The sequence below is a fragment of the Clostridium budayi genome (genome assembly GCF_055396605.1).
Window position 1 is genome coordinate 1,202,648 of record NZ_AP042456.1, and the last position, 24,792, is coordinate 1,227,439.

General features: G+C 28.8%; 25 protein-coding genes. 24 read left to right on the top strand and 1 reads right to left on the bottom strand.

Annotated features, from left to right (window positions below; translation table 11 throughout):
• Positions 1-32 precede the first annotated feature (32 nt).
• Genes spoVAC through holA form a run of 5 tightly spaced genes read left to right on the top strand, consistent with a single transcriptional unit; the run spans position 33 to position 4,734 of the window.
• The gene (gene spoVAC / locus ACZ5TJ_RS05595; protein WP_464202280.1) at positions 33-497 is read left to right on the top strand and encodes a stage V sporulation protein AC; all 465 of its coding nucleotides are present in this window, start codon (positions 33-35) and stop codon (positions 495-497) included.
• A gap of 39 nt (positions 498-536) precedes the next feature.
• Entirely contained in the window at positions 537-1,553 is a 1,017-nt protein-coding gene (gene spoVAD / locus ACZ5TJ_RS05600) for a stage V sporulation protein AD (protein WP_464201870.1), read from the top strand.
• A gap of 20 nt (positions 1,554-1,573) precedes the next feature.
• The gene (gene spoVAE, locus ACZ5TJ_RS05605; RefSeq protein WP_464202281.1) at positions 1,574-1,927 is read left to right on the top strand and encodes a stage V sporulation protein AE; all 354 of its coding nucleotides are present in this window, start codon (positions 1,574-1,576) and stop codon (positions 1,925-1,927) included.
• 54 nt (positions 1,928-1,981) lie between these two features.
• Complete coding sequence (locus ACZ5TJ_RS05610; RefSeq protein ID WP_464201872.1) at positions 1,982-3,676, top strand: ComEC/Rec2 family competence protein; 1,695 nt, start codon at positions 1,982-1,984, stop codon at positions 3,674-3,676.
• Between the two features lie 23 nt (positions 3,677-3,699).
• On the top strand, positions 3,700-4,734 hold the full coding sequence (gene holA / locus ACZ5TJ_RS05615) for a DNA polymerase III subunit delta (protein ID WP_464201874.1): 1,035 nt from the start codon (positions 3,700-3,702) through the stop codon (positions 4,732-4,734).
• 93 nt (positions 4,735-4,827) lie between these two features.
• Here the strand turns inward: holA and rpsT are convergent, their stop codons facing one another.
• Positions 4,828-5,091 (bottom strand): 30S ribosomal protein S20, encoded by a 264-nt coding sequence (rpsT, locus tag ACZ5TJ_RS05620; protein WP_039310592.1) that lies wholly within the window; start codon positions 5,089-5,091, stop codon positions 4,828-4,830.
• 175 nt (positions 5,092-5,266) lie between these two features.
• Here rpsT and gpr point away from each other — a divergent pair, with 175 nt between their 5' ends.
• The 19 genes from gpr (at position 5,267) to ACZ5TJ_RS05715 (ending at position 24,727) form a co-directional block, all read left to right on the top strand.
• Positions 5,267-6,241 carry a GPR endopeptidase gene (gene gpr / locus ACZ5TJ_RS05625; protein WP_464201877.1) on the top strand — a complete coding sequence of 325 codons (975 nt, stop codon included), beginning with the start codon at positions 5,267-5,269 and terminating at the stop codon, positions 6,239-6,241.
• A gap of 131 nt (positions 6,242-6,372) precedes the next feature.
• Positions 6,373-7,440 carry a stage II sporulation protein P gene (locus ACZ5TJ_RS05630; RefSeq protein WP_464201879.1) on the top strand — a complete coding sequence of 356 codons (1,068 nt, stop codon included), beginning with the start codon at positions 6,373-6,375 and terminating at the stop codon, positions 7,438-7,440.
• 59 nt (positions 7,441-7,499) lie between these two features.
• The gene (locus tag ACZ5TJ_RS05635) at positions 7,500-7,874 is read left to right on the top strand and encodes a hypothetical protein (RefSeq protein ID WP_464201881.1); all 375 of its coding nucleotides are present in this window, start codon (positions 7,500-7,502) and stop codon (positions 7,872-7,874) included.
• A 137-nt stretch (positions 7,875-8,011) separates the two neighbouring features.
• Positions 8,012-9,817 carry a translation elongation factor 4 gene (gene lepA, locus ACZ5TJ_RS05640; protein WP_045726220.1) on the top strand — a complete coding sequence of 602 codons (1,806 nt, stop codon included), beginning with the start codon at positions 8,012-8,014 and terminating at the stop codon, positions 9,815-9,817.
• 107 nt (positions 9,818-9,924) lie between these two features.
• Positions 9,925-10,365 (top strand): hypothetical protein, encoded by a 441-nt coding sequence (locus ACZ5TJ_RS05645; RefSeq protein ID WP_464201884.1) that lies wholly within the window; start codon positions 9,925-9,927, stop codon positions 10,363-10,365.
• Positions 10,366-10,491: 126 nt separating this feature from the next.
• A complete protein-coding gene (hemW, locus tag ACZ5TJ_RS05650) occupies positions 10,492-11,616 on the top strand; it encodes a radical SAM family heme chaperone HemW (protein ID WP_464201886.1) in 1,125 nt (374 codons plus the stop codon).
• Positions 11,617-11,788: 172 nt separating this feature from the next.
• Complete coding sequence (gene hrcA, locus ACZ5TJ_RS05655) at positions 11,789-12,820, top strand: heat-inducible transcriptional repressor HrcA (protein WP_464201887.1); 1,032 nt, start codon at positions 11,789-11,791, stop codon at positions 12,818-12,820.
• A 26-nt stretch (positions 12,821-12,846) separates the two neighbouring features.
• Entirely contained in the window at positions 12,847-13,464 is a 618-nt protein-coding gene (grpE, locus tag ACZ5TJ_RS05660; RefSeq protein ID WP_464202282.1) for a nucleotide exchange factor GrpE, read from the top strand.
• Between the two features lie 67 nt (positions 13,465-13,531).
• A complete protein-coding gene (gene dnaK, locus ACZ5TJ_RS05665; RefSeq protein WP_464201888.1) occupies positions 13,532-15,388 on the top strand; it encodes a molecular chaperone DnaK in 1,857 nt (618 codons plus the stop codon).
• Positions 15,389-15,496: 108 nt separating this feature from the next.
• Entirely contained in the window at positions 15,497-16,642 is a 1,146-nt protein-coding gene (dnaJ, locus tag ACZ5TJ_RS05670; RefSeq protein ID WP_464201889.1) for a molecular chaperone DnaJ, read from the top strand.
• Positions 16,643-16,825: 183 nt separating this feature from the next.
• Positions 16,826-17,767: a 50S ribosomal protein L11 methyltransferase gene (gene prmA / locus ACZ5TJ_RS05675; protein ID WP_464201891.1), complete on the top strand. Its 942-nt coding sequence runs from the start codon at positions 16,826-16,828 to the stop codon at positions 17,765-17,767.
• Positions 17,768-17,785: 18 nt separating this feature from the next.
• Positions 17,786-18,538: a 16S rRNA (uracil(1498)-N(3))-methyltransferase gene (locus tag ACZ5TJ_RS05680; protein ID WP_464201893.1), complete on the top strand. Its 753-nt coding sequence runs from the start codon at positions 17,786-17,788 to the stop codon at positions 18,536-18,538.
• Positions 18,538-19,845 (top strand): tRNA (N(6)-L-threonylcarbamoyladenosine(37)-C(2))-methylthiotransferase MtaB, encoded by a 1,308-nt coding sequence (mtaB, locus tag ACZ5TJ_RS05685; protein WP_464201895.1) that lies wholly within the window; start codon positions 18,538-18,540, stop codon positions 19,843-19,845. Before ACZ5TJ_RS05680 ends, mtaB begins: the two co-directional genes overlap by 1 nt.
• Positions 19,846-19,876: 31 nt before the next feature.
• The gene (locus ACZ5TJ_RS05690) at positions 19,877-20,221 is read left to right on the top strand and encodes a histidine triad nucleotide-binding protein (RefSeq protein ID WP_045726109.1); all 345 of its coding nucleotides are present in this window, start codon (positions 19,877-19,879) and stop codon (positions 20,219-20,221) included.
• 117 nt (positions 20,222-20,338) lie between these two features.
• A complete protein-coding gene (gene rpsU, locus ACZ5TJ_RS05695; protein ID WP_008429643.1) occupies positions 20,339-20,515 on the top strand; it encodes a 30S ribosomal protein S21 in 177 nt (58 codons plus the stop codon).
• Between the two features lie 24 nt (positions 20,516-20,539).
• Positions 20,540-20,989, top strand: a complete 450-nt coding sequence (locus ACZ5TJ_RS05700; RefSeq protein WP_039310550.1) for a GatB/YqeY domain-containing protein — start codon at positions 20,540-20,542, stop codon at positions 20,987-20,989.
• 222 nt (positions 20,990-21,211) lie between these two features.
• Entirely contained in the window at positions 21,212-21,499 is a 288-nt protein-coding gene (gene yqfC, locus ACZ5TJ_RS05705) for a sporulation protein YqfC (RefSeq protein ID WP_464201908.1), read from the top strand.
• Complete coding sequence (gene yqfD / locus ACZ5TJ_RS05710; protein WP_464201909.1) at positions 21,496-22,617, top strand: sporulation protein YqfD; 1,122 nt, start codon at positions 21,496-21,498, stop codon at positions 22,615-22,617. The genes yqfC and yqfD overlap by 4 nt, the downstream gene beginning before the upstream one ends.
• A gap of 43 nt (positions 22,618-22,660) precedes the next feature.
• Positions 22,661-24,727 (top strand): HD family phosphohydrolase, encoded by a 2,067-nt coding sequence (locus tag ACZ5TJ_RS05715; protein WP_464202283.1) that lies wholly within the window; start codon positions 22,661-22,663, stop codon positions 24,725-24,727.
• Positions 24,728-24,792 lie beyond the last annotated feature (65 nt).

A 24,792-nucleotide genomic window follows, 5' to 3' on the forward strand; every position in this document is an offset into this window, starting at 1 on the left:
AATAAAAATATTAATAATGAAAGGAGATTTTTATTGTGAGAGTAAAAAAACCAAAAGAAAAATATATAAGACAAAAGTTTGATAATCTTGCAACTGAAAGTGAACCTAAACCACAACTGTTAAAAAATTGTATTAGAGCATTTTTGGTTGGTGGATTAATATGTGATATAGGAGAACTTATATTAAATGTTTTAGCTTCATTTGGAATTGAGCAAAACGAAGCTGGAATAATAACATCAATTATATTAGTATTTTTAGGTGCACTTTTAACTGGCATTGGAATCTACGATAAAATTGCAAATTATGCAGGAGCAGGTACTGTAGTTCCTATAACAGGTTTCTCAAATGCAATAGTTGCACCAGCTATTGAATTTAAAACAGAAGGTTTTGTATTTGGTGTTGCAGCTAAGATGTTTACAATAGCAGGGCCAGTATTAGTATATGGAATAGGAAGTTCTGTAATAGTAGGTATTATTTATTACCTATTTATAATCTAATAAATTTTATATTACTAAGGAATTGGAGTGGAATGCGTTTTGGAAAAGGTAAAAAGAGTAGGTAAACAAACAATAAAGTTAAAAAATCCACCAAGTATAATTGCGACTTATTCAGTAGTAGGTCCAAAAGAAGGAGAAGGACCTTTAAAATCATATTTTGATGAAGTGTTAAGTGATGATACATGTGGTCAAGATAGTTTTGAAAAAGCAGAAAGTGAAATGATGCATACAGCAATAACAAGTTGTATACAAAGAGCAAATTTAACTCCTGCTGATATAAACTATTTATTTGCTGGAGATTTATTAAACCAAATAATCTCATCAGGTTTTGCTGCAAGGCAACTTGAAATACCATTCTTTGGACTATATGGAGCATGTTCTACAATGTCTGAGTCATTAGGGCTTGCAGCACTTATAATGGATGGAGGCTTTGCTAATTATGCAATAGCTTCAACATCATCACATTTTAGTGCAGCAGAGAGACAATTTAGATTTCCATTAGAATATGGGTCTCAAAGAAGTGCTACGGCACAATGGACAGTAACTGGTTCTGGAGCTATGCTTTTAGGATACAAAGAGAATTTTCCAAAGATTACTTATGTTACAACTGGAATTGTAAAAGACTATGGAATTAAAGATGCTAATAATATGGGAGCAGCTATGGCGCCTGCTGCTGTAGATACACTATATAAACATTTTAAAGATACTGGAAGAAATCCAGAATATTACGACATAATTACAACAGGAGACCTTGGTAAAGTTGGTAAGAGTATAACTGATAAGCTTATATTAGAATATGGATATGATATTAAAGCAAATCATGTAGATTGTGGGGATATTATATTTGATAATGAAACTCAAGGAACTGGCTCAGGCGGAAGTGGCTGTGGATGTTCAGCTGTTGTAAGCGCAGGATATGTATATAAGAAGATGATGAGAAAAGAAATAAAAAGTGCCCTTATAATATCAACAGGAGCACTTATGAGTCCTACATCTTCTCTTCAAGGAGAAAGTATACCAGGAATAGCTCATGCTGTAGCAATTGAAATGGAATAGGAGGAGAAGAGAATATGTATATGGAATATATAAGAGCTTTTATAGTTGGAGGGCTTATATGTGTTATTGCACAGATTTTAATGGATAAAACAAATTTAACTCCAGGAAGAATACTAGTTTTATTTGTAACTTTAGGTGTTATACTTGGAGCATTTGGAATTTATGATAAGCTTGTTGAATTTGCAGGTGGAGGTGCAACTGTACCTCTACCAGGCTTTGGAAATTTATTGGCTAAATCAGCAATAAAAGAAGTAAGGGAAACAGGACTTATAGGTGCGTTTACTGGAGGGATAAAAGGAGCCGCTGGAGGAATTACAGCATCTATCTTCTTTGGGTATATAATGGCATTAATTTTTAAACCAAAGACTAAATAATAAGTATATAATAAGGACAATTTTGGCAATACTTTAAGCAATGAGGTGAAAAGTATGTCATTTAGAAATTTAGGAAAAGTTAAATTACCTATTTTATATATAGCAGTAACTTTTCTTATAAGTAGTTTATTTTATAGATATTTAAATAGTGATTTATGGCTAGCTTTTATTATAGCTAGCTTTTTATTTTTATGGGTATTATTAAAAGAAAATATAGAGTTTTTAATATTTATATTTGTAATTTTTATAGTTGGAATATGTATTAATATTAATTTTTATAATATAAAAGTTAATAGTACTGAGAAAGTTTTAATCGAAAGAAAATACTCTTATGGAGGAATAGGAAGCATAAATTCAAGAAAAATATTTTTAAATGGAAATTTAAAAGATTTTAAAGAAGGGGAAGAAGTAATTTTAAAAGGTGAATTTAAGAGAAATGTAGATAAAGAAACTGGAATTATTGGAGAGTATAAAATAAAAGAAGGAAACGTTAATAGTAAAAGTATATACACGAAACTATCTAAAATAAAAGATACCTTTAAAAAGAAGTTAGAAGAAAATATAGGTTTTAGAAAAGCATCGCTAGTCACATCTATTACATTTGGAAGAGATGATGCTCTAGATAGTGAAGATGAATATGATATGAAAAATTTTGGAGTTATACATGCATTAAGCGTATCAGGTCTTCATGTAGGGATAGTATTTTTAATATTTAAAAAGTTATTTAGAGAAAAGGTATCACTATTTATAACGTTTATATATGTAATTATGACAGGGGTAGCTTTCTCAAGTCTTAGGGCATTTATAATGCTGTTTTGTGCTAATCTAGGGGTTATGGTTAAGAAACGGTATAATTCTCTTGGAGGACTATCTTTAAGTGCTATAATCATATTCTTTATTGCGCCATATTCAGTATTTACATTAGGATTTTTATTATCTTTTGGAGCAACTCTTGGAATAATATTATTTAATAAAGAATTAAATAGAAAATTATATAAACTACCTAAATACTTAAGAGAAGGGGTAAGCATATCATTATCAGCTCAAATTTTTACTATACCTTTATTAATAATATTCTTTAATGAATTATCTATAAGTTCTATAATTGGTAATCTAATTTTAATTCCTATTATAAATGCTATATTAGTGCTTGGGATAATACTTATTTTAAGTATTAAGATACAATTTTTATTTGATTTTTTTAGTTTTTTAATATTAAATAGTATAGATTTTTTAGATAATATTATGTATGGTCTAAAAGAATTAACACCATCTTTAATGTATTTAAATGAGAGCTATGGATACTTTTATATAACTTTATTAATTGCATTTTATTTATATAAAAGAGGAGTAAAAAAGGGAGTAATGATTCCTTTAGCCTATATTATTTTTATTATGATTAATTTATATAGTATAAATCCAAAAATAATTTATAAAAAAGAAGGAGCGTTACTTTTATCTTATAGAGGGGATAGGATAGTAGTATCAAACAAAAAAAGTAATATAGAGAATTTAAAAAGTAAAACTAATGCAGATGAAGGTATTAACGAATTTAGAAAGATTAATATTAAAGATGAATGTTATTTAAAAAAAGAAGATAGTGAGTATATTCTTTATTTATACGGAAATAAATATAATTTAAACATAAGTAGTAAATCAAAAAATGAATCAGAATATGGTATAATAAATTTCAAAGATAAGGATGTAAATGAAATTATAATAATAGGTAAAAATCTGTTGTATAAGTAAAACAGAATCGAAAGGTGATTGCTTTGATTAATTATGAAACATTAGAGAAGGACATAAAATTAAAAAAAATTAAAAATTCGTATGTATTTTGTGGCCCAGATGAAGAACTTATAAAAGAAAGTATAGGGAAATTAATAAAGCCTTATATAGATGATAGTCTTATGGATTTAAATTTTATAAAGTTTGATGGGGTACAGTGTACCTTTGATGAGGTTATGAATGCTTGTGAAACATTACCTTTTATGGCAGAAAAGAAGGTAGTTTTAATTTATAGATGTGCATTTTTAAATGATAAATTAGATGCTCAAAGTAAAAGTTTTTATAAGGAAATGAAAGAATATCTAAAAGACATGCCAGAACAAACAATACTTATTATGTATTATGTTTTTAAAGATAAAAGGGATACTGCTAAAAAGAATAAAAATATAATGGGGCTTGATAAGTTAACTACAGTAGTTCAAGTTGATAAATTAAAACGTGATGGATTTTATAAAAGAGTTGAATTAATGTTTAAAGAAAATAATAGAAGTATAAATAAAGTACAACTTAGATATTTTTGTGAAAAACTTCCTATGAATCTTCATATAGCAAGAAAAGAAGTGGAAAAGATATCAGATTATACATTAGGGCGTGAAATAGATAAAAAAGATATAGATCTTTTAATCCCAAATAAAAGTGAAGATGATGTTTTTGATTTAGTAGATCTAATATCACAAAGGAAAATAGAAAAAGCAGTTGATATTTTAAATGAACTTTTATTTAAAGCAGAGCAACACATGTTAATAATAATAACTATAGAAAATCAGTTTAAAAGACTATATGATATAAAAATTGGACTTTTAAAAGGTAAGAATGTACAAGATTTTATGAAAGAATTTAGAATACCACAATTTGTTGTTGAGAAACTAATACAACAAAGTAAGAAATTTTCTTTAAAACAACTAGAAAAAATATTAAGATTATGTATTGAAACAGAAAATAAATTAAAAAGTAGTACTATAGATAAAAAAGGAGAATTAGAAATTTTCCTTCTATCAATTGCAATGGTAAAGAAATAAAGAAAACTCACCTAAATATTTAGGTGAGTTTTATGTTATTTTACAATATTTAAATAAAGTAAATAACCGACCTAAAAAGGTCGGTTTATGTTACTATGCCATAGCATTTAACTTTGCAGCTAATCTTGATTTCTTTCTAGCTACTGTGTTCTTGTGTAGAACTCCCTTAGAAGCAGCCATATCTAGTGACTTAGTAGCTTTAACTAATAAAGCGTTTGCTTCTTCAGCATTTTTAGCTTCAACAGCAGCTTCGAACTTCTTTATAGCAGTTTTTAAAGCTGATTTAACCATTCTATTATTTAAAGTTTTAGTTTGAGTAACTTTAATTCTTTTTTTAGCTGATTTTATGTTTGCCATTACTTTTCACCCCCTCTAAATTTTATAGGGCCTCTCTGCAGTTTCTGGGGAATCTGCGTACGAGTTTACATTCAACAAACCATATTATAGCATTGAAGTTTATTATATTCAAGTATTAAATTTAAACAAAAAGGAAAAATAATTTAGAATACATAAATTTTTAAGAGGTGAGAGTATGTTAAACTTTAGAACAGACCTTGCAATAGAGGCAAAAGAGCATTATGCAAAAGAACATAAAAATGAAATAGATGGAGTAATTGTAGAAGAAGAAATAATTAATGACAGCAAAGTAACTAAAGTAAAAATAGAAAGTGAAGAGGGTGCAAAAAAACTTGGTAAACCTATAGGTAATTATATTACTATAGATATTCCAGAGCATACTGTATATGATGGAGAATTAATGGATGATTTATCAAAGGCAGTTGGAATTAGTTTAAAAGATCTTGTTGGATTAAGTGAAGATAAATTAGTTTTAGTAGTTGGTCTTGGAAATAGAAAAGTAACACCGGATGCATTAGGTCCAAAGGTTGTTGATAAAATAATGATAACAAGACATCTAAAAGAAGTAATGCCAGATACTATTGATGATTCAATAAGACCAGTATGTGCTATAGCACCAGGTGTTCTTGGAATTACAGGAATAGAAACTGGGGAAGTAATAAAAGCTTTAGTAGATAAAATTAAACCTGATATGGTTATATGTATTGATGCATTAGCATCAAGAAGAATTCAAAGAGTAAATAGAACTATACAAATTAGCGATACAGGAATTTCACCAGGTGCTGGAGTTAATAATCATAGAATGAAAATTAATGAAGAAACACTAGGAATTAAAGTTATTGCAATTGGAGTTCCAACAGTGGTTGATGCAGCAACTATTGCAAATGATAGTATAGATTTAGTAATTGATGAATTAATAAGTCAATCAGAAGAAGGATCAGATTTTTATAAAATGATAAAAAATATAGATAAAAATGAAAAGAGTGCACTTATAAAAGAACTTCTTAATCCTTATGTTGGGGATTTAATGGTTACTCCAAAAGAAGTTGATTTAGTTATAGACTCTTTATCAAAGATAATTTCTAATGCAATAAACATTGCAATTCAACCAAATTTAGAAATGGAAGATATAAATAAGTTTATGAATTAAATTTTAAAATATATAATGTAATTTAGATAGAATAAAAAGATCAGAATATAATTCTCGTATTTTTAATTAAAAATTAAATAATAATTATGTAAAACCCCTCATATATATATAATTATAGGAGGGGATTTTTAGTGAGAGGAAATAAGTATAATAGAAATAAAAAGGGAAATATGGATATTGGGATATTTGTAGTACTTGCCCTTATAGTTTTATTTTTTGCAAGGTGTATATATATTTTATCTAATAATGATGAAAGAGGAGGTCTTGCATATGTTCAATTACTTAACTTTACAATGCCAATTGTAGAGAACCAAGTATATAATAAAGATGAATATTATGAAAATAATTTTTCGATAAAAAATATTTGCTTAGAGGCTGTTGGTCTTAAAAATATTAGTCCTTTAAAGATTGTTATGAATGAAGTTCCTATATTTAAAGATGAAGAATTAGAAGGTCATAGTAGCGGAGAACTTGTTGAGTACAAACCATTTGAATTAGATTCAGAGTCTATATCCCGTTATACAGATAGTGAAAGAAAAAATCTTTACAATCCTAAACTAAAAAAAGAATTAGATAAAAGTAAGCCTGAAGTTTTAATCTATAATACTCATACAAGTGAAGGATATGTAGAAAGTTCTAATTTTACTGATAATCCAAATCAAAATGTTGTGGGAGTTGGAAATATAATTGCAAAAGAATTAGAAGAAAAGTATGGAATATCAGTTATATATGATAAAACTAAGCATGATAATTCATATAATGATTCTTATGGAAGGTCAAGAGAAACTGTAAAAAGATATTATGATAAATATGGTGATACATTTAAATTGGTTATAGACCTTCATAGAGATGGTTTAGATAGGAAAAAGGCAAATGATACAACGAAAAAAGCTTTTACAACAACTATAAATGGAGAGAGTTTAGCAAAGATAAGTTATGTTAATTCTAAAAATAGTTCTAAATATGCAGCAAACAGTAAAGTTGAAAAAGAGATGTCTAAAATAACTAACTCACTATATCCAGGACTTGCGAAACCTACAACTATTTATAACAATGGAGTAAAAGCATTTAACCAAGATATTTTTAGTAATTCAATACTTATAGAAGTTGGAGCAAATATAAACACATCACAAGAAGCTATGAATTCAGCTAAATATATAGCTAGAATAATTGCAGAGTATATAAATGGTAAAAAGTGAATAAATATATAAGGTTTTGACCATCATTAAATAATAGAAATATTTAATGAGGTGAATTTATGATAATTAAGAAAAAAAGAATTAAATTAATTACAAGTTTTTTTATAGTAATTTTATTTATAACTATTGTAAGTTTAGTTAATATAAATATGATAAATACAAAATCTCTTTCACCTATAGGAAATACTTATGATAATTTTAAACTTGTAAGTTCAGAATTCGGTGAAGATTTTAATGGATTTATACAAGACAAGTCAAACATTAAAATTTATGAAAATAACGGAGAATTTATAGTATCATTAAATAATAAAAAAATAAAAATAAAAGAAGAGTCAAAAATTATAAATGGTATTAAAAGCATAATTTTAAGTATAGGAAATGGTTTCTCAAAAATTTTTTCGATGATAGAAGAATTTACTACGAAAATTTTATAACAAAAGAAATAAATAAAGAGCAGTTATAAGCCCATAAATTATTGACACTTAAGGTACAAAGTGTGTTATAATTTAGCTTGACTTTAATATATGGGGGTGAAATAACTGCCTTTGTTTTAGAAAGGGTAGTTTTATATATGAAAAATGATAGACAAAAATTTATTAGAAATTTTTCAATAGTAGCACATATAGATCACGGTAAATCAACATTAGCAGATAGATTGTTAGAAATTACAGGTACTTTAACTAAGAGAGAAATGGAAGAACAAGTACTTGACAATATGGAACTTGAAAAGGAAAGAGGAATAACAATTAAGTCTCAAGCTGCAAGACTTATATACAGAAGAGAAAATGGAGACGAATATATATTAAATTTAATAGATACTCCAGGGCATGTAGACTTTACATACGAAGTATCAAGAAGTTTAGCTGCTTGTGAAGGAGCTGTATTAGTTGTTGATGCAACTCAAGGTATTCAAGCTCAAACTTTAGCAAATTGTTATTTAGCACTTGATAATGATTTAGAAATTACTCCTGTTATAAATAAAATAGACCTTCCATCAGCAAGACCTGATGAAATAAAACAAGAAATAGAAGATGTAATAGGAATTCCAGCTGATGAAGCACCTATGATATCAGCTAAAACAGGATTAAATGTAGAAGATGTATTAGAAGCTGTTATACGTGATATTCCAGCACCAAGCGGAGATGAAAATGCACCACTTAAAGCTTTAGTATTTGACTCATATTATGATACTTATAAAGGCGTTGTAAGTTATGTAAGAATTATAGATGGTGTTGTAAAGCCAGGAACAAAAATTAAGTTTATGGCAACAAATAAATCATATGATGTAACAGAAGTTGGGGTATTTACTCCAAAGCTTATGGCAACAAATGAATTAAGAGCTGGAGATGTTGGCTATATAACTGCATCTATTAAAAATGTAAAAGATGCAAGAGTTGGGGATACAATAACAGAATCAGGAAGAGAAACTGAGGAAGCACTTCCAGGATATAAGCCAGCAATTCCTATGGTTTACTCAGGAATTTATCCAGTTGATGGAGCTAAATATGAAGAATTAAAAGAATCATTAGAAAAGCTTCAAATCAATGATGCTGCATTGAATTTTGAACCAGAAACTTCAGTAGCTTTAGGTTTCGGATTTAGATGTGGATTCTTAGGATTATTACATATGGAAATAATCCAAGAAAGAATAGAAAGAGAATTTAATTTAGATATTATAACAACTGCGCCATCTGTTATATATAAAATAAAGAAAACTGATGGAGAAGTTTTAGATATTACAAATCCAACAAATCTTCCAGAAATGAGCGAAATAGATTATATGGAAGAACCAGTTGTTAAAGCTTCAATAATAACTCCAACAGAATATGTAGGAGCAGTTATGGAACTTTGCCAAGAAAGAAGAGGAAAGTATATTGATATGCAATATATGGAGGAAACAAGAGCTGTAATTAATTATGATATTCCTCTAAACGAAATAGTTTATGATTTCTTTGATACTTTAAAATCAAAGACAAGAGGATATGCATCATTAGATTATGAATTCAAAGGATATGAAAAAGCAGATCTTTGTAAGCTTGATATTCTTCTAAATGGTGATATAGTTGATGCGCTTTCAATGATAGTTCCAAGAGAAAGAGCTTACCATAAAGGAAGAGCAATTGCAGAAAAGCTTAAAGAAATAATTCCAAGACAATTATTCGAAGTTCCAATACAAGCTGCAATAGGTGCTAAGATTATAGCTAGAGAAACAGTTAAGGCTATGAGAAAAGACGTACTTGCTAAATGTTATGGTGGAGATATCTCAAGAAAGAGAAAGCTTCTTGAAAAGCAAAAAGAAGGTAAGAAGAGAATGAGACAGGTTGGATCAGTTGAAGTACCACAAGAAGCATTTATGTCAATTTTAAAAGTAGATTAGTTAATTTAAGTAAAGTAAACTCTAAAATTATTTTAGAGTTTACTTTTTTCTTATATAAATGAATATAATTTATATTTAATGTATAATTGAAGTAAGGGGGTAGAAGGATGTTTTTAAAAGAATTTAATAAAGAGGAAGCTAAAGCGTTTATAAATTTAGTAAATCAATTTGCAAATGTAGATGATAATTTCGCAAAAGAAGAAGAAAAACTTATAAAGGAATATAAAAATGAATTAAATATTGAAGAAGATTACGACTTAGTATTAGGTTATGACGATGTAATATCTATATTAAGGAGAAGTTCTGAGAGAATAAAAAAGATAGTTTATTTTGAATTAGTTGGTCTTGCTTTAATAGATGGAAATTATGAGGATATAGAAGTAGATTTTTTAGATAAAATAGCAATAGATCTTGATATAAATAGAGCTATAAAAATAGAATTTGCTAACTTTTTCTATAATTTTAAAGAGTCATCTGAGTTAACATTATCTGAAATAAAAGCAAAGGATATAGACAATTTAGAAGAAAAGGCAAGGGCATTATTATAGAATATTTATTAAAAATAGGATTTTGATGAATAAAAAATTCATTAAAGTCCTATTTCTTTTATACTTAGTAAATAAAATATATATTTTGTTATAATAATAAGAAATGTATTGTAAAGGAGAATTAGTATGAAAAAAGTTTCATTATATGTGCACATACCATTTTGTAAGCAAAAATGTTTTTATTGCGATTTTAAATCATATGCAGGAATAGAAGAATTAGAAAATGATTATATAGATGCATTAATTTTAGAAATAAGAAATAAATGCAAAGGATATTTAATAAAAACTTTATTTATTGGAGGTGGGACACCTTCATATTTAAGTGAAAATAATCTTTCAAAACTTCTTAAAGAATTAAATAAATTATCTTTTTTAGATGATGCAGAGAAAACAATTGAGTGTAATCCAGGAACATTAAGTGATGAAAAGATTAAGATAATAAAAGAAAATAGTATAAACAGAATAAGTATGGGACTTCAAACAACCAAAAATAATTTATTAAAAAATATAGGTAGAATACATACTATAGAAGAATTTAAGGCAAATTATAAAAGGGTTCGTGAACTTGGAATAGAAAATATAAATATAGATATTATGTTTGGACTTCCAAATCAAAGTTTAGAAGATTATAAAGAAACATTAGAAGATATAATTAAATTAAATCCTGAACATATTTCAGCATATAGCTTAATAATTGAAGAAGGGACATATTTTTATAAACTATATGAAGAAAATAAATTAAATGTTCCGAATGAAGATGATGAGAGAAGGATGTATGAAATAACTAAAGAAATTTTAGAAGATAATAATTATAAACAATATGAAATTTCAAATTATGCAAAAGAAGGCAGAGAGTGTAGACACAATAAAGTGTATTGGGAACTAGATGAATATATAGGTGTTGGTGTATCTGCAAGTTCATTTATAGACGAAAAGAGAATAAAAAACATAGACAATATAAAAGAATATATAGAGAGAATAAATAGTAATATAGATGTTTCAGAAAGTATTGTAGCTAATAGTTTAAAAGAAGATATGGAAGAGTTTATGTTTTTAGGGCTTAGAATGATAGAGGGTGTGTCAATAGATAAATTTAAAAATAAATTTTCTAAAGATATAAATGATGTATACGGAGATATTATAAATAAAAATAAAAAAATAGGTCTATTAGATGAGAAGGATGGAAGAATATATTTAACTGATAAAGGGATTGAAGTATCAAATTGGGTTATGAGTGAATTTATATTATAATACTAGAAAACTGAAGCAAATAAAAGAAAAATAAGGATAATTTAAAAATATTGCTATTAATTTCTGTTTAAAGGTAATTATTATAATTGACAAAAATATTCAACGATAATATTATTTAACTATAGTCATTAGCACTCACTACTAACGAGTGCTAACAAATAGAGGTGATTGTATGGTTATTGATGATAGAAAAATTAAAATATTAGAAGCTATTATCAATGATTACATTAAAACTGGAGAACCAGTAGGTTCTAGGACAATTGCAAAAAATCACGACTTAGGAGTAGGTTCTGCAACTATAAGAAATGAGATGTCAGATCTTGAAGAGATGGGATATTTAGAACAGCCTCATACATCAGCAGGAAGGATACCATCAAGTAAAGGATACAGGTTATATGTAGACAGCATGATGGATAAACCAATTCTAAGTAAAGAAGAAGACTTAAAGATAAAAGAATATGTTTTAAACTCAGCAATGCTTGAAGTTAATAAAATAGTTAAAAATGCAAGTGAATTACTTTCAGAATTAACTCATTTAACTTGTGTTGTTAAAACTCCTTCTATGAGCATGAGTACATTAAAATCAATTCAAATAGTAAGGATGGATGATCAAAATCTTTTAGCTGTTATAGTTACTGATGGAGGACTTATTAAAAATCAAATAATAAGAGTTAATGAGGCACCATCTGTAGAAGTTTTAAGTGGTATAAACAAAATATTAAATCAAAGACTTGTACATCTTTCTATTGAAGAAATTAATTTAGAAGTTATAAATAACTTAAAATTAGATTTACATGGATATGATGAAGTATTCAATGCAATGCTACCTGCGCTTTATCAGTGTTTAAAAGAAGATGATACTTCTAGAGTGTTTATGGAGGGTACAACAAATATATTTAATTATCCTGAGTATAATGACATAGAAAAGGCAAAACAAATATTGTCACTTCTTCATAATAAGGATTGTGTCGTTGAACTTATAGAACCAGAAAGTGATATAACTATAAAAATTGGTGATGAAAACTATATTCCAGAAGCTAAGGATTGTAGTGTAATATCAGCAGAATATTCACTAGGTGATAGTGCTAAAGGTACTATTGGTTTAATTGGACCTAGAAGAATTAATTATTCAAAGGTAATTGCAATAATGGCTCAAGTAATGAAAGAATTAAACAACACTTTAAGAGGGTCGTCAAAGAAATAAAAGAGATGAGGTGCTAAAAAGAGATGATGAAAGATAATGAAAATCTAGAGAGTTTAGAGAATCAAGAAAGTAGCATAGAAAATGAAGATGCTAACTCAAATGAAAATGTTGATATAGAAGAAAATACAGAAGACTTAAAAGAAGAGGCTCAAGTTTCAGAAGAGAAGAAAAAAGAAGAGGATGAGTTAAAAATGTTTAAAAAATATAAAGATGAAAACAAAAAATTAACTAACGAACTTGAGACTTTAAAAGATAGACTTTTAAGAGTTTCTGCAGAATATGAAAACTACAGAAAAAGAACTACAAAAGAAAAAGAAGGAATTTATACAGATGCTTGTATAGATGTTTTAAAAGAAATAGTACCAAACCTAGATAACTTAGAAAGAGCTTTAGAAGCAAATGGTAACATAGAAGATATGAAAAAAGGAGTTGAAATGACTCTTAAGGGCTTTAGAACGGCTTTAGAAAAGTTAGGTGTTGAAGAAATAGAAACAAAAGATGGCTTTGATCCAAATTTCCATCAAGCAGTAATGCATATTCAAGATGAAAATTTAGATGAAAACTCAGTCGCTGAAGTATTCATGAAAGGATACAAAAGAGGCGATAAAGTAATAAGACATTCAGTTGTTAAAGTTGCAAACTAAATTATTTAAATTGAATAAATTAAATTGATTATAACAAACACTAATTTGTGTTAAGGAGGAATAGATTATGTCAAAAATAATAGGTATTGATTTAGGAACTACAAATTCATGTGTAGCAGTTATGGAAGGTGGAGAACCAGTTGTTATAACTAACTCAGAAGGTTCAAGAACAACTCCTTCAGTTGTTTCATTCCAAGCAAATGGTGAAAGATTAGTAGGTCAAGTAGCTAAAAGACAAGCGATTACAAACCCAGATAAAACAATAATCTCAATAAAGAGACATATGGGTACTGATTATAAAGTAGATATTGATGGAAAAGGATATACTCCACAAGAAATATCAGCAATGATACTTCAAAAATTAAAGGCTGATGCAGAAAGCTATTTAGGAGAAAAAGTAACTCAAGCAGTTATAACAGTTCCAGCATACTTCAATGATGCTGAAAGACAAGCAACAAAAGATGCTGGTAAGATTGCAGGACTTGAAGTTTTAAGAATAATAAACGAACCAACTGCTGCATCACTTGCATACGGATTAGAAAAAGCAGATCACGAAGAAAAAGTATTAGTATATGACCTAGGTGGTGGTACTTTCGATGTATCTATCTTAGAACTTGGAGATGGAGTATTTGAAGTATTATCAACAAACGGAGATACAAAACTTGGTGGAGATGATTTTGATAACAAAATCATGGATTACATCGCAGATACATTCAAAGCAGAAAACGGAATTGATTTAAGACAAGATAAAATGGCACTTCAAAGATTAAAAGAAGCTGCTGAAAAAGCTAAGATTGAATTATCATCATCAACTCAAACAAACATCAACTTACCATTCATTACAGCTGATGCAACTGGTCCAAAACATATCGATATGAACTTAACTAGAGCTAAATTCAACGAATTAACTCACGACTTAGTTCAAAGATCAATTGAACCAATGAAAAAAGCTATAGCTGATGCTGGAATTTCAGTAGGTGACATAGATAAGATATTATTAGTTGGTGGATCAACAAGAATACCAGCTGTTCAAGAAGCAGTTAAAAACTTCACAGGAAAAGAACCTTCAAAGGGAATAAACCCAGATGAATGTGTTGCAATTGGTGCAGCTATTCAAGCAGGTGTATTAACAGGAGAAGTTAAAGACGTATTATTACTAGACGTTACACCATTAACATTAGGAATTGAAACTTTAGGAGGAGTAGCAACTCCACTTATAGAAAGAAATACAACAATCCCAGCTAAGAAGAGCCAAATCTTCTCAACTGCTGCAGATGGTCAAACATCAGTTGAAATTCACGTAGTTCAAGGTGAAAGACAAATGGCTGCAGATAACAAGACATTAGGAAGATTCACATTATCAGGAATTGCTCCAGCTCCAAGAGGAATCCCTCAAATCGAAGTTACATTTGATATAGATGCTAACGGTATCGTTAAAGTATCAGCAATGGATAAGGGAACTGGTAAAGAAGCAAACATCACAATAACAGCTTCAACTAACTTAAGTGAAGATGAAGTAGATAAGGCTGTTAAAGAAGCTGAAAAGTTCGCTGAAGAAGATAAGAAGAGAAAAGAATCAATAGAAGTTAAGAACAATGCTGATCAAGTTGTATATCAAACTGAAAAGACTTTAGAAGAACTTGGAGATAAAGTTTCAGCTGATGATAAAGCAAAAGTTACAGCTAAATTAGAAGAAGTTAAGAAAATAAAAGATTCAGATGATATAGAAGGAATCAAGAAAGCAATTGATGAATTAACTCAAGAATTCTATGCAATATCATCAAAGATCTACCAAGAAGCAGGAGCACAACCAGGAGCAGAAGGTTTTGATCCAAACAACATGGGTGGAGCACAAGGAACTAACGAAGCACCACACGATGATAATGTTGTAGATGCTGATTTCAAAGTAGAAGATGATAAATAATAAATAAGACTATAAAAAATATATAGTTTCTTATATAATAAGTAGAGGGAAGGCGGAGATAATATTAGTCTTCCCTCTTATAAAGTCTAAAATTGGTGGTGAAAATAGATGGCAAGTAGAGATTATTATGAAATTCTCGGATTAGAAAAGGGCGCAAGTGACGCTGAAATTAAGAAAGCCTTTAGAAAGCTAGCTATAAAATACCATCCTGATAAAAATCAAGGAAATGCTGAAGCAGAAAAAAAGTTTAAAGAAATAAATGAAGCTTATCAAGTACTTTCAGATCCAGATAAAAAAGCTAAGTATGATCAATTCGGAACAGCTGATTTTGATGGAAGCGGATTTGGAGCAGGAGCTGGTGGATTTGGTGGCTTCGATTTCTCAGATATGGGAGGATTCGGAGACATATTTGATACTTTCTTTGGAGGCGGAGGCGGTTCAAGTTCTGCTAGAAGAAATGGACCAAGAAGAGGCGCTGATATAGAATATACTATTAGATTAACTTTTGAAGAGGCTATAAAAGGTGTAGAAAAAGAAATATCAATTACAAGAAATGAAAATTGTGAAACTTGTAATGGATCAGGTGCTAAGCCTGGTACTACACCACAAACTTGTCCAGTATGTCATGGATCAGGTCAAGTTAGAGTACAAAGACAAACTCCACTTGGAAGTTTTGTAAGTACAACTACATGTGATAAATGTCATGGTACAGGTAAAATAATAGAAGAACCATGTTCAACATGTAAAGGAAAAGGTCAAGTTAGAAAGACAAGAAAAATAAAAGTTAATATACCAGCAGGTGTTGATACTGGAAATGTAATACCTCTTAGAGGACAAGGCGAACATGGAACTAATGGTGGTCCAGCAGGAGATCTTTATATAAAGATAGTAGTTGTACCTTCTAAGCAGTTTACAAGAAGAGGGGTTGATATATATGTAGATACACATATATCAATGGCAAAAGCAGCACTTGGAACAGAAATAACTGTTGAAACTGTAGATGGAAATGTTAAATATACAGTGCCAGCTGGAACTCAATCAGGAACATTATTCAGATTAAAAGGAAAAGGTGTTCCAAGAGTTAATGGAAGTGGAAGAGGAGATCAATACGTAAAAGTTATAGTTGATATTCCAAAGAAACTTAATGATAAGCAAAAAGAAGCTTTAATGATGTTTATGGAGGCTTCAGGCGAAAAGGTTGAAGGCGCTAAAGAGGGACATCATAAAAAAGGATTTAAAGATTTATTTAAATAAAAAGAACTGCTAGGTTTCTCTAGCAGTTCTTTTAATATAATTAAAATGAACTAAGAGTATTTTCTGGGAAATATTGGTTTAAAATATAAGTGGTATTTAAATCTACTAACTTGACATTAGTTAGAGAAAAAGGTTAAAATTATTTATTAAGTTCACTAATGAAAGAGAAAGGAATGAATTTTCATGGAAGGAACATGGATAGAAGTTAAAGTACTTACAACAAGTGAGGCTGTTGAGCCTATTTCAGGAATATTTTATACATTAGACTGTAAAGGGGTGTCAATAGAAGACCCAAATGATATATTAGGAAGAGAACAAGGACCATTAACTTGGGATTTTGCAGATATAAATGTTTTAGAACATAAAGGAGAATATGCAGTAGTTAAAGGATATTTCTCTGATGAAGATAATATAGAAGAAGTAGTTACATATGTAAAAGAAAAAGTTAAAGAAATAAAAGACATGGGATTTGACGTTGGACGTGGGGAAGTTTTAGTTGAAAAAACTCACGAAGAAGATTGGGCAAATAACTGGAAAAAGTATTATAAACCTTCAAAGGTTGGTGAAAAGATAGTAGTTAAGCCTATATGGGAAAACTATGAAAAGAAAGATGATGAATTAGTTGTTGAATTAGATCCAGGAATGGCATTTGGTACAGGAGATCACGAAACAACTAGAATGTGTATTCAAGCTTTAGAAAAGTATGTTGAAAAAGATAGTACTGTATTTGATGTAGGAACAGGTTCTGGTATACTTGCAATAGCAGCTGCAAAGCTTGGTGCAAAAAAAGCTGTAGGAGTTGATTTAGACCCAGTTGCAGTAGAATCAGCAAAAGAAAATGTTTCATACAATAATTTAGATAATATAGAAGTTTTATATGGAAATTTAGTTGAGGTTATAGAAGGAAAGGCTGATATAGTTGTTGCAAATATTATCGCTGAAATAATATGTATTCTTATAGATGATGTAAAGAGAGTATTAAAACAAGGCGGAATGTTTATAACATCTGGAATAATCCATGAAAGAGTTAAGATGGTAACAGATAAATTAGAAGAAAGCGGTTTTGAAGTTATTAAAGTTAATAAAGATGGAGAATGGAACTGCATAATAGCAAAAGCTAAATAAAGGTTAGGTGAGGATTAAATGCATAAATTTTTTACCCCATCAGAATATATAGTTGAAGATCTTTATGGGAAAATAGTTGGGGAAGATGTTAAACACATATATAAGGTGTTAAGACTACAAGAAGGAGAAAAAGTAGTTTTAAATGACTGTAATGGAAATGAATATTTAGCTAGAATTAAAGATGTATCTAAAACAGAAGTTAATTTAGATATAATTGAAAAATTAGAATTAAATAATGAAAGTGATATAGAAATAGTACTATTTCAAGGTATGCCAAAAGCACAAAAAATGGATTTAATAGTTCAAAAAGGTACAGAACTTGGAATAAGTAAATTTATCCCTCTTATTACTGAAAGAGTAGATGTTAAGCTTAAAGGTGATTTTAAAAAGTTAGATAGACTAAATAGAATAGCACTTGAGGCTTGTAAGCAAAGTAAAAGAAGTATTATACCAGAGGTTTTAAACCCTATAACTTTAGAAGAATTAATAAAAAATATGAGAGATTTTGATTTGATAATTGTACCTTATGAAAATAAAGAAGATTATGGAATAAAATCTCTTATGAAAGATATAGATAGAGAAAATATAAAGAGAATTGGTATAGTAGTTGGCCCTGAGGGCGGATTTGAGGAAGATGAGATTTCAAAATTGAAGGGAGAAGGAGCATATATAATTACTCTAGGAAAAAGAATTCTTAGAACTGAAACAGCAGGATTTGTTGCAACTTCACTACTTCAATATGAATTAGGAGATCTAGGAGGAATTATTTAATGAAAGTTGCATTTGCTACATTAGGTTGCAGAGTTAATATGTATGAATCAGAAGCTATGACAGAAAAATTCATAAGAGAAGGATATGAAGTAGCTGAATTTACAGATAAATGTGATGTTTATGTTATAAATACATGCTCTGTTACTAATATGGGAGATAAGAAATCAAGACAATATATAAGTAGAGCTAGAAGATTAAATGAAGATGCTATAATTGCAGTTGTTGGATGCTACTCTCAAATAGCACCTAAGGAAGTTGCTACTATAGAAGGAGTAGACGTTGTTTTAGGTACTAGAAATAAGGGAGACATAGTTTATTATGTAAATAAAGCTATGGATGAGAAGAAGCCACAAATTCAAGTTGGAGCTGTTTTAAAGAATAAACAATTTGAACAACTTAAAATAGAAGAATATAGAGATAAAACAAGAGCATTTTTAAAGATACAAGATGGATGTAATAGATTCTGTGCTTACTGTTTAATTCCATACACAAGAGGAGCAGTATGTTCAAAAAGCTTTGAAAATGTTATAGCAGAAGTTAAAGAACTTGCAGCACATGGATTTAAAGAAGTTATATTATCAGGTATACATACAGCGTCATATGGAGTAGATTTAGAAGGTGATATAGACTTAGTTAAAGTCTTAGAAGAAATAGAAAATATAGATGGAATAGAAAGAGTTAGAATTGGTTCAATAGAACCATCATTCTTTACTGATGAAGTAGTAGAAAAGATAAAGAAAATGAAAAAGCTTTGTCCACAATTCCACCTTTCACTTCAAAGTGGATGTAATGCTACTTTAAAGAGAATGAATAGAAGATATACTGCTGAAGAATACGAAAATATTGTTAATGTATTAAGAGATAACTTAGAAGATGTTTCAATAACAACAGATGTTATTGTAGGTTTCCCAGGAGAAACAGATGAAGAGTTCAATGAAACTTATGAATTCTTAAAGAGAAATAAATTAACAAAAACTCATATATTTAAGTTTAGTCCAAGAACTGGAACAAAGGCGGCTCTTATGGAAAATCAAGTAGATGGAAATAAGAAAGAAGAAAGAAGTAAAAAACTTATTGAGTTAAATAATATTAACGAAGGTAACTTTACAAAAGGCCTAGTAGGTAAAACAGTAGGAGTTTTAATAGAACAAGAAGTTAAAGGAAAAGAAGGCGTATTTGAAGGTTATACAAAAAATTACGTTAAAGTTCATGTAGAAGGTGCAACTAAAGATGATATATCAAAAATAATAAAAGTTAAAATTTTATCATCAAATGGTGACTATGCATGCGCAAACGTGGTAAAATAATATAGTAGTATATATAAAAGGAGGTGAACTTATGTCAGATTGTATTTTTTGTAAAATAATAAGTGGAGAAATTCCATCAAAAAAAATATATGAAGATGACATGGTGTATGCTTTCCATGATATAAATAAAGAAGCACCTGTACATTTCCTAGTTATACCTAAGGAACATATAAAGAGTGCTAATTATATTACAGAAGAAAACTCAAAAGTTATTGCACATATATTTGAAGTCATAAATAAAATAGCTAATGAAATGGGTATTGCAAAAGACGGATATAGAATTGTAAATAACTGTGGAGTTTTAGGTGGGCAAACAGTAGATCATTTACACTTCCATATATTAGGTGGAAGGGAATTAAAATGGCCACCAGGTTAAATTTGTTTAATGAAATTGTTGACACAATCAATGTCAATATTGTATAATATAGCTTGTGTTATTAAGCCCGTAGCTGATTGAATTGATAATTTAAGCTAGCGGAGGGAGGGATAATAGATGTCAGAAATAAAAGTTGGAGAAAACGAAACACTTGAAAGTGCGTTAAGAAGATTTAAAAGAAAATGCGCTAGAGCTGGAGTTCTTTCAGAAGTTAGAAAGAGAGAACACTACGAAAAGCCAAGCGTAAAGAAGAAAAAGAAATCAGAAGCTGCAAGAAAGAGAAAGTTCAAGTAGTATTTTGAAAGAAGGTATATGAAGATGCCAACAATTAAAGAGAGACTTCAAGAAGATTGGAAAACTGCTTTAAAGGCAAAAGACAAATTTAAAGCTAATGTATTAAGTACAGCTAAATCTGCAATTTTACTTTGCGAAAAGAATGGTGAAAATGTTGATGATGCAAGAGTAATTGAAATATTAGCTAAAGAAGTCAAGCAAAGAAGAGAAGCTGTGCTTGAGTTTGAAAAAGGTAACAGACAAGATTTAGTAGATGAAGCAAATGCTGAAATAGCTATCTTGCTAGATTACCTTCCTCAGCAATTAAGCGAAGAAGAAATTTTAGAAATCGTTAAGGAATCAGCTATAACAGTGGGTGCAAGTAGCATAAAAGACATGGGAAAAGTTATGGCATTAGTTAGACCTAAAACAGTAGGTAAAGCAGATGGCAAACTTGTAAGTCAATTAGTAAAAAATTATTTAAATAATAATTAAATAATAAATAACAAGAAAGGCTCATAACTTGGGCCTTTTTGTTATATTAAAGAAGATAGGCAAATTTTAGCCTATCTTTTTTTATTTAATAAAGTAATTTTAAAAATACTTAGCTTTAATATAAATATATAGTTTTTTTATGTAAATTTTATTAAATGGAATGAAAAGGAGATAAAAATCATAAATTACAATGATAGAAATAATATTGGAGGGGTATTAGAAGTGAAAGAAAGTTTATTTAATATGCGAAATGAACTTGTAGAAAAATTAGATTTGCCGAAAGATGTGATGCTTAATTTACCTAAAATAACTGTAATAGGAGATGAAGAAATACTTATAGAAAATCATAAGGGAATTGAAAGCTTTGAGAATGAATTTATAAAGATAAAAACAAAATGTGGTGTTGTTGAAATAACTGGGAAGAATTTTGAAATTTTATATATTGCAGCTGAAACAATTGTTATTTCTGGAAAGTTTAAATCAATTAATTATGAGGATAATAAGCTATGAACTTTGATTATAGGAAATTGTCTATAATAACTTTAGAGATAAGTGGAATGAATACAGAACAAATATTAAATAGTTTATGGAAAAATAATATAAGCTTAGATAACATAAGAAAAGTAAATGCAGTTACAATAAACGTTGATATATATGGAGAAGATTATGAAGAGGCAAAAAAGATAATAAAGAGAGCTAAAGGAAAGGTTAAAATAATAAAGAGACGTGGACATATAGTGAAAATATCAAGAGCAAAAAAGAGAATGTCATTTTTAATTGGTGGAATTATTTTTTTATTTATAGTATTTTCATTGTCAACTAGAATTTGGGCGATAGATATACAGACAGAAAAAAATGTTTCGCCATATGATATAAGAAAATGCTTAAATGAATTTGGTATAAGACAAGGTCTTAAAAAATCACAAATTAATGTATATGAACTTGAAAAAAAGCTAGAAGATAGTAGCAAAGAGATATTATGGGTAAGAGCTAGGATGGAAGGGTCTAGTTTAAAGGTTATAGTGGAAGAAAAGGTAAATCCACCAGAACTTTTAAGTCATAAATCAGGAGAAATTGTAGCCTTAAAAGATGGAGAGGTAAAGAGAATTTTCACTGAGTTTGGAACTCCTGCTGTAATACCTGGACAAATAGTTAAAAAAGGTGATACATTAATATATCCATATGAGGGAACAGGAGAACAAAGCTTTGAAGTAAATCCAAGTGGAAGTATTATTGCTAATGTGTTTTATGAAAGAAGTTTAGAGGTTAAGATTTCAGGTAAAACCATGGAGAGAACGGGCGAAAAAGCATCTGATATGTATCTAAATTTATTTGGAAAGAAAATTTACTTAAAAAAAGCTACAAATTCATTTAGCAACTATGATAAAATAGAGAATAAAGATGGAATTTTACAATCGAATACTTATTATGAAATTGAGGAAAAAGATATAAATTTAAATAAAGATGAAGTAGTAAAAGAATCACTTAAAAAACTTGAAGAATTCCTTATAAAGGATTTAACTAATGAAGCTAAAATTGTAGGAAGAGAATATGATGTTCAAGATATTGGTGATGGAAAGATAAAAATTATTGCACAATTTGCAGTGGAAGAAGATATATCATCATAAACAATAAAGCTATATGTTAGTTGATAAGAAGGTGGTAAACTTGATATTAAAAAGAGAAAAAATTAAATTTAGCCCTAAAGAAAAATATATAAGATATTTAGTAAATATAATAACAATAATAATAACTTATTTATTGCTTGTAACAGCTGTTGCACCAAAGCAATATGATTTAAAGGAAGGCGATATAGCAAGGGTTGATATAAAAGCTCCAAGAGATACTGTAAATGAGCTTGCAACTCAAGAGAGAATCAAGGAAGCTACGGAAAAAATTGATAAGCCCTATACATTAAAGGGAGAAGTGCAAAATGAAGCATTAAATAATGTGGATAATATACTTAAAAAGGTTATCAATTTAAATGCTACCTTAGATGATGAAAAAGAAAAGTTAAAGGAATTAGAAAAGTTAAACAATAAGAGTTTAGATAATGAAGATTATTTAATACTTTTAAAATTATCTCAAGAAAAGCTAAATGATATTAAATTTGAACTAAATGGAATAATAAATGAGGTATACCAAAAAAATATAGAGTATGGCAATGAAGAAAGTATAAGTTCTGCGATAAGTTTAGCACAAAAAAGAATAAATGAAATGGATGTTTCAAATAGTGTTAGAAATGTTTTGAAAAAGATTGTAATACCAGAAATAAAGCCAAATTTCTTTTATGATAAAGAAAAAACAGACGAACTTATAAAAGAGGTACAAAAAAGTGTACCAAAAGTAATAGTTAAAAAGAACCAAACTATAGTTAGTGAAGGTGAACCTATAACAGCAGAACAAATAGATGTTCTCAAGGATCTAGGGCTTTTAGATCAAAGTGGAGGTACTAGTTTTTTAATAATATATATTGTCCTTGCAGTATTTGTTGTTGTTGTATTTTTAACTCAGTATATATACATTGCAAAGAATCATAAAAAAGTATTTAAAAACACAAAACTTATAATACTTATAAATATTATAAACATATTTAGTTTTTTACTTGCAAGAATAATTGGAGGTATATATCCTTCAGTAATTCCACTTGCTTGTGCGCCTATGCTTATTGCACTACTAATAGATTATAAAATATCCATGGTTGTTTGTAGTATAAATGTGATTATAATAGGTGCTCTTGTAAACTTTAATCCCCAAATAATATTACTTGGCATACTAAATGCAATACTAGGGGCAACTGGTCTTAGGAAAATGCAACAAAGAAATGATATATTCTACTCATCAATTTCACTTATGGTTATGAGTTTAATACTTTCATTTACAACAGGAGTATTAATTTCTAATAACTTTAGTGAAATAATAGTGTTTAGTTTATTAGCAGCTGTAGGTGTAGCATTTTCTGCTGTACTTACTATTGGATTACTTCCATTTTTAGAATCAAGTTTTGATGTAGTAACAACTTTAAAATTATTAGAATTATCAAATCCTAATAATCCATTACTTAGAAAACTTTTAATGGAAGCGCCAGGCACATATCATCATAGTATGCTTGTTGCTAATTTAGCCGAGATGGCAGCAGAAGAAATTAATGCAAACCCTGTAATTGCAAGGGTAGGGGCATACTTTCATGATGTTGGTAAAACAAAGAGACCATATTTCTTTGGAGAAAATCAAATAGGCAAAGAAAATCCTCATAATAAAATAAATGCAAATCTTAGTACGTTAATAATAATATCTCACGTAAAAGATGGGGTAGAACTTGCTAAGGAATATAACTTGCCAGATGTAATTAAGGATATAATAGAACAGCATCATGGTACTACATTAGTTAAATATTTTTATTATACAATGAAAAATAATGCGGAAAATCCAGAGGATGTAAAAGAAGAAGACTTTAAGTATCCAGGACCTATTCCAAGTAGTAAAGAAGCTGGTATAATAATGCTTGCAGATAGTGTAGAGGCTGCTGTAAGGTCTATATCTGAACCAACTAAAGGTAAGATTGAAGAGATGGTAAATAACATTATAAAAGATAAGCTTTATTCAGGACAGCTTGATAACTGTGATTTAACTTTAAAAGATTTAGAGAAGATAAGAAAATGCTTCCTAAAAACATTAAATGGTATTTATCATCAAAGGATTGAATATCCTACTGAGAAAAAAGTCAAGAATAGTTAATAACATGGGGAAGTTTATAAAGCTTCCCCTGATTTATTTAAATACATATTAAAGAAGGAGAGTAA

Excerpts from the sequence above, each read along its gene's own strand:
- rpsT (WP_039310592.1), bottom strand. The coding sequence starts at position 5,091 with ATGGCAAACATAAAATCAGCTAAAAAAAGAATTAAAGTTACTCAAACT.
- grpE (WP_464202282.1), top strand. The coding sequence starts at position 12,847 with ATGAAAGATAATGAAAATCTAGAGAGTTTAGAGAATCAAGAAAGTAGC.
- spoVAE (WP_464202281.1), top strand. The coding sequence starts at position 1,574 with ATGGAATATATAAGAGCTTTTATAGTTGGAGGGCTTATATGTGTTATT.
- mtaB (WP_464201895.1), top strand. The coding sequence starts at position 18,538 with ATGAAAGTTGCATTTGCTACATTAGGTTGCAGAGTTAATATGTATGAA.
- ACZ5TJ_RS05700 (WP_039310550.1), top strand. The coding sequence starts at position 20,540 with ATGCCAACAATTAAAGAGAGACTTCAAGAAGATTGGAAAACTGCTTTA.
- dnaK (WP_464201888.1), top strand. The coding sequence starts at position 13,532 with ATGTCAAAAATAATAGGTATTGATTTAGGAACTACAAATTCATGTGTA.
- gpr (WP_464201877.1), top strand. The coding sequence starts at position 5,267 with ATGTTAAACTTTAGAACAGACCTTGCAATAGAGGCAAAAGAGCATTAT.
- yqfD (WP_464201909.1), top strand. The coding sequence starts at position 21,496 with ATGAACTTTGATTATAGGAAATTGTCTATAATAACTTTAGAGATAAGT.
- ACZ5TJ_RS05680 (WP_464201893.1), top strand. The coding sequence starts at position 17,786 with ATGCATAAATTTTTTACCCCATCAGAATATATAGTTGAAGATCTTTAT.
- lepA (WP_045726220.1), top strand. The coding sequence starts at position 8,012 with ATGAAAAATGATAGACAAAAATTTATTAGAAATTTTTCAATAGTAGCA.
- dnaJ (WP_464201889.1), top strand. The coding sequence starts at position 15,497 with ATGGCAAGTAGAGATTATTATGAAATTCTCGGATTAGAAAAGGGCGCA.
- ACZ5TJ_RS05690 (WP_045726109.1), top strand. The coding sequence starts at position 19,877 with ATGTCAGATTGTATTTTTTGTAAAATAATAAGTGGAGAAATTCCATCA.
- rpsU (WP_008429643.1), top strand. The coding sequence starts at position 20,339 with ATGTCAGAAATAAAAGTTGGAGAAAACGAAACACTTGAAAGTGCGTTA.
- prmA (WP_464201891.1), top strand. The coding sequence starts at position 16,826 with ATGGAAGGAACATGGATAGAAGTTAAAGTACTTACAACAAGTGAGGCT.
- hrcA (WP_464201887.1), top strand. The coding sequence starts at position 11,789 with ATGGTTATTGATGATAGAAAAATTAAAATATTAGAAGCTATTATCAAT.
- hemW (WP_464201886.1), top strand. The coding sequence starts at position 10,492 with ATGAAAAAAGTTTCATTATATGTGCACATACCATTTTGTAAGCAAAAA.
- ACZ5TJ_RS05635 (WP_464201881.1), top strand. The coding sequence starts at position 7,500 with ATGATAATTAAGAAAAAAAGAATTAAATTAATTACAAGTTTTTTTATA.
- ACZ5TJ_RS05645 (WP_464201884.1), top strand. The coding sequence starts at position 9,925 with ATGTTTTTAAAAGAATTTAATAAAGAGGAAGCTAAAGCGTTTATAAAT.
- ACZ5TJ_RS05610 (WP_464201872.1), top strand. The coding sequence starts at position 1,982 with ATGTCATTTAGAAATTTAGGAAAAGTTAAATTACCTATTTTATATATA.